Origin of the sequence: Nonomuraea rhizosphaerae (genome assembly GCF_019396405.1) — a bacterium.
Taxonomy (GTDB): domain Bacteria; phylum Actinomycetota; class Actinomycetes; order Streptosporangiales; family Streptosporangiaceae; genus Nonomuraea; species Nonomuraea rhizosphaerae.
The window spans coordinates 22,334-31,848 of sequence record NZ_JAHKRL010000407.1; the positions used below are offsets into that span (position 1 = coordinate 22,334).

At 73.3% G+C, this 9,515-nt stretch carries 8 protein-coding genes; 6 read left to right on the plus strand and 2 right to left on the minus strand.

The features are described from left to right. Nucleotides 1-173: 173 nt before the first annotated feature. The 5 genes from KME77_RS20815 to KME77_RS20835 all read left to right on the plus strand — a co-directional run bounded on the left by KME77_RS20815 (nucleotide 174) and on the right by KME77_RS20835 (nucleotide 7,528). Nucleotides 174-2,462 carry a protein kinase domain-containing protein gene (locus tag KME77_RS20815; RefSeq protein ID WP_219470311.1) on the plus strand — a complete coding sequence of 763 codons (2,289 nt, stop codon included), beginning with the start codon at nucleotides 174-176 and terminating at the stop codon, nucleotides 2,460-2,462. Between the two features lie 16 nt (nucleotides 2,463-2,478). Next, nucleotides 2,479-4,302, plus strand: coding sequence for a serine/threonine-protein kinase (locus KME77_RS20820; RefSeq protein ID WP_219470313.1), 1,824 nt, complete (start codon nucleotides 2,479-2,481; stop codon nucleotides 4,300-4,302). 34 nt (nucleotides 4,303-4,336) lie between these two features. Beyond that, nucleotides 4,337-5,560 (plus strand): serine/threonine-protein kinase, encoded by a 1,224-nt coding sequence (locus KME77_RS20825; RefSeq protein ID WP_219470314.1) that lies wholly within the window; start codon nucleotides 4,337-4,339, stop codon nucleotides 5,558-5,560. 215 nt (nucleotides 5,561-5,775) lie between these two features. Next, a complete protein-coding gene (locus KME77_RS20830; RefSeq protein ID WP_219470316.1) occupies nucleotides 5,776-6,555 on the plus strand; it encodes an electron transfer flavoprotein subunit beta/FixA family protein in 780 nt (259 codons plus the stop codon). Between the two features lie 19 nt (nucleotides 6,556-6,574). After that, nucleotides 6,575-7,528 carry an electron transfer flavoprotein subunit alpha/FixB family protein gene (locus tag KME77_RS20835; protein ID WP_219470318.1) on the plus strand — a complete coding sequence of 318 codons (954 nt, stop codon included), beginning with the start codon at nucleotides 6,575-6,577 and terminating at the stop codon, nucleotides 7,526-7,528. A gap of 77 nt (nucleotides 7,529-7,605) precedes the next feature. On the opposite strand, the gene KME77_RS20840 is transcribed toward KME77_RS20835, so the two are convergent. Continuing rightward, on the minus strand, nucleotides 7,606-8,304 hold the full coding sequence (locus KME77_RS20840; protein ID WP_219470320.1) for a hypothetical protein: 699 nt from the start codon (nucleotides 8,302-8,304) through the stop codon (nucleotides 7,606-7,608). A 54-nt stretch (nucleotides 8,305-8,358) separates the two neighbouring features. On the opposite strand from KME77_RS20840, the gene KME77_RS20845 reads away from it, so the two are divergent. Then, nucleotides 8,359-9,069: a MerR family transcriptional regulator gene (locus KME77_RS20845; protein ID WP_308250794.1), complete on the plus strand. Its 711-nt coding sequence runs from the start codon at nucleotides 8,359-8,361 to the stop codon at nucleotides 9,067-9,069. A gap of 3 nt (nucleotides 9,070-9,072) precedes the next feature. On the opposite strand, the gene KME77_RS20850 is transcribed toward KME77_RS20845, so the two are convergent. Further along, nucleotides 9,073-9,515: sensor histidine kinase (locus KME77_RS20850; protein ID WP_219470324.1), on the minus strand; the 443-nt coding region annotated here is incomplete at its 5' end.

Genomic DNA, 9,515 nt, shown 5'->3' on the forward strand with positions numbered 1-9,515 from the left:
CGAGTGGGCGGCACCACGGGACCACCCCATGGGAAGCGGCGGCCAACACCGTGGCCAATTCGAGACCGTCGAACGGGAAACCGTTGGGCCCCTTCCGGACGTTGTACGAGTGGGAATGTGGCCTCGTGGTTCATCTCGTGGGCGGGGATTAAGCCGGTATGGTGCTTCATGCCATGAACGATGACCGACTCGGCCCTTACCGGCTGCTCAGGCGGCTCGGTGAAGGCGGAATGGGCGTTGTCCACCTCGCTGTCGACCCGCAGGGCAGGCAGGTGGCGGTCAAGGTCCTGCGCTCGGAGGTCGCCGGCGACGAGGTCGCCAGGCGGCGGCTGTCGCGTGAGGTCGAGACGATGCGCCGGGTGCGCAGCAAGTACATCGCCGAAGTCGTCGACGCCGACGTGACCGGTCATCGCCCGTACATCGTCACGCGTTACGTCCCCGGCCGTCCGCTCGACGAGATCATCAAGGACGACGGCCCCCTCGACCTGCCCGCGCTGGTGCGCATCGCGCACGGCGTCGCCACGGCGCTGTCGGCCGTGCACGCGGGCGGGGTGATCCACCGTGACCTCAAGCCGGGCAACGTGCTCATCCTCGACGGCGACCCGGTCCTGATCGACTTCGGCATCGCGCAGGCGGTGGACGCGACCAGGCTGACGCAGACGGGCATGTTCATCGGCACGCCCGGATACCTCGCCCCGGAGATCATCGAGGGCCAGGAGGCCGGTCCCGAGGTCGACATCCACGCGTGGGCGGGCACGCTCCTGTACGCGGGCACCGGCCAGCCGCCCTTCGGCAAGGGCACGCTGGAGATGATCTTCTACAACATCACCGCCGGCAAGGCCGACGTGAGCGCGGCCCCGGCGGAGCTGCAGCCGCTGCTCAAGGCCGCCTTCCAGCGCAACCCGGCCAAGCGGCCCAAGGCGGCCGAGCTGGCCGAGCAGACCGCCAGGATGCTGCCCAAGCCGCCGGGCCACGTGCCGGACGAGATCTCCACGATCCCCCGCTCGGACCGTTCCGGGCCGTCGCTGGAGCTGCCGACGCCGCCGCCGATCGCCGACAAGCCGCCGTACGACGTCTCGACGCCGCCCATGACGCCGCGCAGCCTCATCGACAACCAGCTCCGCCAGAACCAGGAGCAGGGACGACTGGGCTCCCAGCAGGGCCCGGCACGATCACCCCTCCCGCAGAGCGGTCCACAGAGCGGTCCGCAGAGCGCTGTGCAAGGCCAGAGCGGCCCGCAGAGCGCCGCACAGGGCCAGAGCGGCCCCCAGCCGCCCCACGCCGGGCAGAGCGGTCCACAAGCGCCCCACGGCGGCGGACAGGGCGGCGGACAGGGCGGCCCGCAGCCGCCGCACGTGTCGCTGCTCCCCGAGCAGCAGGGCGGCGACCCGTGGCCCACCCGCAGGGTGACGCCCGACGAGCTGCGCAGGATGCAGCGCGAGGGCGCCGCCCAGCCGTGGCAGGTTCCCGCGCAGGGCAGCGGCCAGCCGTCGCAGGGCAGCCTGCTGCCGCCGCACACGCCGTCACACAACCCGCCGCACACCCCCTCACACACCCCGTCACACACCGAGGGCGACGTGCCGACCCGGCGTGTGCGCCCTGACCCGCCGGACGCCCCGACCCGCCGGGTGCGCCCCGACGCGCCCGACTACGGCAGGGGCACCCCGGTGCAGCCGCCGCCCTACATCCCGGTCCAGGGCCAGTTCGCCCACGACGCGCAGACGCGGCGTGACCCGTACGCCAACCCCCAGACCAGGCGCGACCCCTACCAGCCGGAGCCCCAGCACGACCAGTACGGGCAGGGCGACCTGCGCACCAAGCGCGAGCCGTTCGTCCCGGGCGCCCGTCCCGGCCAGGTGACGCAGCGTTCCAAGGCGTACGGCCTGGCGAGCGCGATGCTGCTGATCCTCATGATCGTGGCGGCCGTGATGGCGCCGGTCCTGGTGGCGCTGGTGGCGGTGCCGTTCGTGGTGCTGCTGCGCGCGGCCGACATGGCCCAGCCCGAGCTGACCGGGCGCCGCTCCACCGGCACGGCGGCGCTCGACGTGGTGCGGGTGCTCGCCTTCCCCGCCGCGCTGGCCAAGTCGGTGGGCATCACGTTCGCGCTCGGGTTCTACGCGCTCATCCTCGGGCTGCCGGTCACGCTGCTGCTGGCCGTGGTGGTCAAGATGAACGCCTACAACGCCCTCGCCTGGGGCGCCTCGATCGCGCTGTGGACGGTCTGCGCGGGCCCGGGAGTCGAGGGACCGGGGAGACAGATGCGCAGAACGCTCTCATCGCTCGTACCCTCGAGAACAGCGGCGATGGTGATGGTGGGAGTCCTCGCGGCAGGGGCCGCGCTCTCCCTGATCCTCGCTTACGGCACGTTCGGGAGTAACGCGAGGAGGGCCGTATGGACTCCGCTGGACGTCGGACCTCTGGTGAGCCAACTCGATGGACTGAAGGGGAACTCAGGGAATTGACGCTGGGACGGTGGCGATGAGCACCCAAGCACCGGAACGGCTCGGCCCCTACCGGCTGGTCAGGAAGATCGGCGAAGGCGGCATGGGCGTGGTCCACCTCGGGCTCGACTCCGAGGGGCGCGAGGTCGCCATCAAGGTGCTGCACCCGCACGTGGCCGCCGACCTCAAGGCACGCGACCGGCTGACCCGCGAGGTCGAGACGATGCGCCGGGTGCGCAGCCCGCACGTCGCCGAGGTGCTCGACGCCGAGCTCGTCGGCGGCCAGCCGTACGTGGTGACCCGTTTCGCCCCCGGCCGCACGCTGGAGGAGACCGTGCTGGCGGAGGGGCCGCTGGAGGCGCGCGAGATCATCAGGATGACGCAGGGGCTGTGCCAGGCGCTGGTGGCCATCCACGCCGCCGAGGTGATCCACCGCGACTTCAAGCCGTCGAACGTCATGCTGGTCAACGGCGAGCCGCTGGTCATCGACTTCGGCATCGCGCACCTGGTCAACGCGACGAGGCTGACGCAGACGGGGATGTTCGTCGGGACCCCCGGCTACCTGGCGCCCGAGATCATCCGCGACTCCGAGATCACCCAGGCGGCGGACGTGCACGCGCTGGCCTCCACGGTGTTCTTCGCCGCGGTGGGCGCGCCGCCGTTCGGGACGGGGACGTTCGAGGCGGTCTGCTTCAACATCATGGAAGGGCGCGCGCAGCTCGACAAGGCGCCCGCCTGGCTGCGCGGCTGGCTGAGTCGCGCGCTGCAGGTGACGCCCGACCACCGGCCCGGCGCGCAGGAGCTGCTGCGGATGGCCCGGCAGCTCGACCCGTCGGTGACCACGTTCCACGAGACGCCGCCCGACGGGCCGACCGGCACGAAGCGGATGGGCGACCGCACCCGGGTCCTGGAGGACTTCGCGGACATCCTGCCGCCGGTCGAGTACGCCCGCCCGGCCCCGCCGCCGGTCAAGGAGCGGCCGTCCAAGGAGCGGCCGTCCAAGGAGCGGCCGCCGCCCTATGTGCCGGCGCCGATGCCCGCCGCGCCCCGGCCCGACCAGCGGGTGGCCGGCTATCCCGCGCCGCCGCCCGCCTACCAGCCCGCCTACCAGCAGACCAGGCCGCCGCAGCAGCAGCCGCGCACCGCGCCGCCGCAGCCGCGTCCGGCGCCGCCCCCGTACACGCCGCCGGGCGAGCGCAAGCGCTACCTGGTCGGCAGCCAGATCACGGGGTTGCTGCTGCTGGTGACGCTGACCGCGCTGGCCGTCATGATGCCCGTCGTGGTGGGCGCGGTGGCCGTGGCGCTGGCGCTGGTGCTGCGCATGGGCGAGTACCTGTTCGGCGACATGGTCAAGCGCAGGCAGGTGCGCGGCAGCAGTGCCGCCGACCCGCTGCTCGTGCTGGTCGGCACGCCGTGGGCGCTGGTCAAGGCCGCGCTGATCACGCTGGTGCACGTGCCGCTGGCGCTGATGTTCGGCGTCTGCGTCTGGGGCGTGCTGCGCTGGGGCGGCGGGATGGGCCTCAACGAGGCGGCCGCGTACGGCGTGGGCGCCTTCACGGCCGGGCTGTTCGTGCTGCCGGGCAGCGGCGCGCCGCGCCAGGCGGTCACCCGCACGCTCACCGGCGTCCTGCGCACGCCCGGCGCGGCCCTGGTGGCCGTCCTGGTGGTCGGGACGGCCGCGATGCTCGCGGTGATGTTCGCGATGGGCCAGGACACGTCGTGGGCGCCGTGGCGGGCTCCCGAGACCGTGATCGACAGCCTGACCAGGGAGGCCAGGCAGAGCACGATCGGGCTGATCACCGGGCTGGTCAACGACCTCCTGGAAGGCGTCGGACTGGGCTGGCTGTCACCCTGGGCATGAGTGTCCAGGCCCGCTCCTGGGGGAGAGTAGGGGTATGAGCGAGGACCTCGGCCCGTACCGGTTACTGTCCCGGCTGGGGGCGGGCGGGTTCGGCGCGGTGCACCTCGCGCTCGACCCCGAGGGCCGTACGGTGGCGGTCAAGGTCCTGCACCCGCACGTGACCGCCGACGCCGGGGCGCTGGCCCGGCTGGCGCGCGAGGTGGAGACCATGCGCCTGGTGGGCGGCGAGCACGTGGCCGAGGTGCTGGACGCCTCGCTCGACGTCGAGCGCCCCTACCTGGTGACGCGGTACGTGCAGGGCAGGCCGCTCAGCGCGGTCCCCACGCCGGTCGCCGACCTCCGGCTGCTGGCGAACGGCCTGGCCGACGCCCTGCTCGCCATGCACGAGGCCGGTGTCGTGCACCGCGACCTCAAGCCGGCCAACGTGATGATGGCCGAGGGCGAGCCGGTCGTGATCGACTTCGGCATCGCCAGCGCGCTCGACTCGCTGTCGGTGACGGCCTCGGGCGCCGTCGTGGGCACGCCCGGCTACCTGGCGCCGGAGGTGCTGGAGGGCGGGGAGGCGGGGATGCCCGCCGACGTGTTCTCCTTCGGCGCCACGCTCGCGTACGCGGCCACGGGACGCCAGCCGTACGGCCAGGGGCCCGCCTCGGCCGTCGCTTACCGGGTGGTCCACCACGACCCGGACCTGGAGGGCGTTCCCGACTGGCTGGCGCCGCTGCTGCGCGAGTGCCTGGCCACCGACCCGGTCGCCCGGCCGACGGCCGCGCAGATCTGCGCCCGGCTGGGCGTCGAGGCGGCCCCGCGGCCACGCCCTGTCCTGCGGCCTCCCGTGCGCGCGTCCGTGGGCGGCGGCGAGATCCAGGACCTGGCGACCCGCGAGTGGCGTCCCGGCCAGGAGCGGCACCGCAAGTCCGTCGAGGAGTCCAAGGCGCGGCACCGGGAGAAGGTGCGCAGACGGTGGCTGATCGGCTCGGGGCTGTTCGTGTCGCTGCTGGCCGCCGCCGCCCGTGAGCCGCTGCCCGAGGTGATGCTGTTCCTGCTGGCGGCGTACTCGCTGGCGGCGATGAGCGACGCGGTTGTGGCCTTGGTCACTCGGCGGCCGTTCAGGACCAGCCGGATGATCTACGATTTCGCCGGGATGCTCGGGGCGGTGGGGCTCTGCCTGGGGCTGAGCGCGCTGTTCAGCATGTGGACGCTCGTGCTGTTCGCGGGCACGGCGCTGGTGGTGGCCGTGGTGTTCCTGCTGTCGGCCTGAGCGCGGGCACCGGAACATAGTTCGGTATGGTGGAGGGTGGGGCTTGACCGCATGCCGTGCTAGCTGGGGGTTTGCGGCTAAGCTACTGATGGGTAACATAACGGCGAGGCCCGCTGTCACGGTTCTCGCGGGTCACTGGCAGTCTGGCAGCATGCAAAAGGCGTCGGCCGCACCGAGCGGCGGCGCACGCGAGCACGGGAGGTCGGCCACCGGCCATGAACATCGTCGTCTGCGTGAAGCAGGTCCCCGACACGGCGACCGAGCGCAAGCTGCGGTCCGATGACAAGACGCTCGACCGCGACGCCGTCGACGGCGTGGTGAACGAGCTTGACGAGTACGCGGTCGAGGAGGCCCTGAAGCTCAAGGAGGCCCACGGCGGTGAGGTGACCGTCCTGACCATGGGCCCGGGCAAGGCCACCGAGACCATCCGCAAGGCCCTGGCCATGGGCGCCGACAAGGCCGTTCACCTGACCGACGACGCGCTGCACGGCTCCGACGCGCTGTCCACCTCCTACGCCCTGTCGCAGGCGCTGAAGAGGATCGGGTTCGACCTGGTCGTCCTCGGCTCGGAGTCCACCGACGCGCGCACCGGCATGCTCCCCGCGATGCTCGCCGAGCGCCTCGACGTGCCGCAGCTCACGCTGGCCAACAAGGTCGAGATCGAGGGCGGCGAGGTCGTGATCCAGCGGATCACCGACTACGGCTACGACAAGGTGGCCGCCGAGCTGCCCGCCGTGCTGTCCGTGGTCGAGAAGATCAACGAGCCGCGCTACCCCTCGTTCAAGGGCATCATGGCGGCCAAGAAGAAGCCGGTCGAGACGCTGGCCATCGGCGACGCGGAGATCGCGGCCGACCAGGTCGGGCTCGGCGCCGCCTGGTCGGAGGTCGTCGAGTTCGCCGCGGCCCCGCCGCGCGCGGCCGGCACGATCGTCAAGGACGAGGGCGACGGGGGCCAGAAGGCCGCCGACTTCCTCGCGTCCAAGAAGTTCATCTGAGAACGGGGGTTTTGCTGATATGTCGGAAATTCTCGTTCTGGTCGACCACGTCGACGGCGAGGTCAAGAAGGTCACGCTCGAACTGCTGACCCTGGCCCGCTCCCTCGGCACCCCGGCCGCCGTCTGGGCCGGTCCTGGCATCACCGACGCCGCCAAGGCCAGGCTGGCCGAGTACGGCGCCGAGAAGATCTACGTCGAGGGGTCCGGCGACATCGTCGACTTCGTCGTCGCCCCCAAGGCCGAGCTCCTGGCCCACCTGATGGCCGAGAAGTCGCCCGCCGCCGTGCTGGTGGCCGCCACGTCCGAGGGCAAGGAGATCGCCGGCCGCCTGGCCGTCAAGACCGACTCCGGTGTCATCACCGACGCCGTCGGGCTGGGCGAGGGCTTCGTGGCCGAGCAGTCCATCTTCGGTGGCGGCGTCAACGTGCGGTCCCGGGTGCGCAGGGGCACGCCCATCGTCGCCGTACGCCCGAACTCGACGGCCCCCGTGGCCGCCGCGGGCGCCGGCGCCGAGGAGCAGGTGTCGCTCATGCTGTCCGGCTCCGCCAGGGGCGCCCGCGTCCTCGACCGCGTCAAGCAGGAGAAGGGCGCGCGTCCCGAGCTCACCGAGGCCGCGATCGTGGTCTCCGGCGGGCGCGGCGTGGGCTCGGCCGAGAACTTCTCGGTCATCGAGGGCCTGGCCGACGCGCTGGGCGCGGCCGTGGGCGCCTCGCGCGCCGCGACGGACGCCGGCTGGTACCCGCACCAGTTCCAGGTCGGGCAGACCGGCAAGACGGTCTCGCCGCAGCTCTACGTCGCGGCCGGCATCTCCGGCGCCATCCAGCACCGGGCCGGGATGCAGACCGCCAAGACGATCGTCGCGATCAACAAGGATCCCGAGGCGCCGATCTTCGAGCTGGCCGACTACGGCGTGGTGGGCGACCTGCACCAGGTCGTGCCGCAGCTCGCCGAAGAGGTCAAGAAGCGCAAGTAGCCCGTACGACGCCGGACAGGGGTTTCTCTTCTCCCTGTCCGGCGTCGTCATGTCCGGCCTCACCCTGTTTGGCGTCGTCATGTCTTCCGGAGCATGCGCCAGGCCAGCGCGCCGTACCAGATCATGACGGGCAGGTGCAGGGCGTACCCGAGTTGCTCCATCGCCGGCGTCGGGCCGCCGGAGCCGGTCGTCCACGGGAGCGCGACCGCGGCCAGGCCGGACAGGGCGGCGACGGCGCCGGTGATCCGGAGCCCGGCGGGCATCGGGACGCCGGCCGCCGTGGCGGCGGTCGCCGCGACCCACAGGAGCCCGGCCAGGTTGACCGTCCACTTGGCGGTGAGCAGCACCGCCGACGCCACGGTGGCCGCCGACGGGGCTGCGGGGGCGGCGGCGAGCTGGGTGAGCGCCAGGTTCCCCGCGTCGTGCAGCAGGCCCGCCAGCCCGGCCGCGGCCAGGAGGCCGCCCGCGAGCGTCACCAGATGCGGCCTGGCAGTGACGACAGTGCCGTCACTGCCGGCAGTGCCGGTCGGGGGAGCGGCGATCAGCAGGCCGGTCGCGGTCAGGGACAGCCAGCCCAGCACGTCGAGGGCCAGCTCGGTCAGGTGCGGCCCGATTCGGCCGCCCACCGCGGCCAGCGCCGCGCCGGGGTCGGCGGGGCTGAGGGTCAGCCCGGACGGCACCACGATCGCCGCGCTCGCGATCATGGCCGCCAGCGAGGTCAGCAGCACCGCACCGGTGAGCCGGGCCCGAGGGGCCGGAACAGTCATGGACGTCATGGGCGGTGACGGTAGAACCTTGCCCCAGGGAGAAGGTCAACCGGAGGGGCAGCCGTGTGGCGGATCGGGCAGTTGGCGCGCATGACCGGTGTGTCCGAACGCGCCCTGCGCCACTACGACAGGATCGGCCTGCTGGCCCCCGCCTCGGTGGACGGCGGCACCGGCTACCGCTGGTACGGCGTGGCCGAGCTGACCCGCCTCGAACGCATCCGCGGGCTGCGGCGTCTCGGCCTCCCGCTGCGCCTGATCGCCGACCTGCTGGACGCCCCCGAGACGCAGCTCCGGGAGGCCCTGGCCGAGACCGTGGCCGGCATCCGGCGGGACATCGCCGCGCTCGCCGCGACCGCCGCCCACGCCGAGGACCACCTGGCCACGCCCATGTCGATCCTGCCCCAGCAGGCCACGGCCGGGCCGCGCCGCCTGCGCGTACGCCGGCTGCGGGTCGATCACCCGGACAGGCTGGCCGCCGTCTGCCCGGCGGAGGGGACGCTGCTGACCTGGCTGCCGGGGGAGCCCGAGGGCGGGTTCGACGTGGCGGTGAGCACCGATCGCGGTGGCGAGCAGCTCACCCTGCCCGCCCGTGCCGTCGTGCGCGCCGTCGTCCCGCCCTCGGCGGGGGTGGTGGGAGCGGGGCAGGACCTGTTCGGCTGGCTGCGCCGTCACCGGCTGGAGGTCGCCGGGCCCACCGTGGAGGAGCATCTCGCCGACGCCGACGGGGCCCGCGCGACCGTCCTTGAGGTGCCCGTACGCCCCGGGCGAGCATAGGGGCTACGGGCCGTCGGCGACGGGGAGCAGGACGTGGAAGGCCGCCCCCTCGCCCGGCGCGGAGCGGACCTCCACCTGGCCGCCGTGGGCGGCGACGATGGAGCGGACGATGGCCAGCCCGAGCCCCGCCCCTCCGCCGCCGCCGGTCCTGGCCCTGGAGCGGTCGGCCCGGTAGAAGCGGTCGAACACGCGGGCCGCCTCCTCGGCGCCGAGCCCCGGCCCCTCGTCCTCGATGACCAGCACCGCCCGGTCGCCGGCCGTGCCGACGCCGATCCTGACCGGGCTGCCCGGCGGGGTGTGGGCGACGGCGTTGCCGACGAGGTTGCTGACGACCTGGCGCAGCCTGGCCTCGTCGCCCAGCACCGGGGCGCCGGCCGCCGGGCCGCCGGCGGGGCCGGTGAAGGCGACCGGCCGGGCCGGGTCCAGCGCGGCGAAGTCGTGGCGGG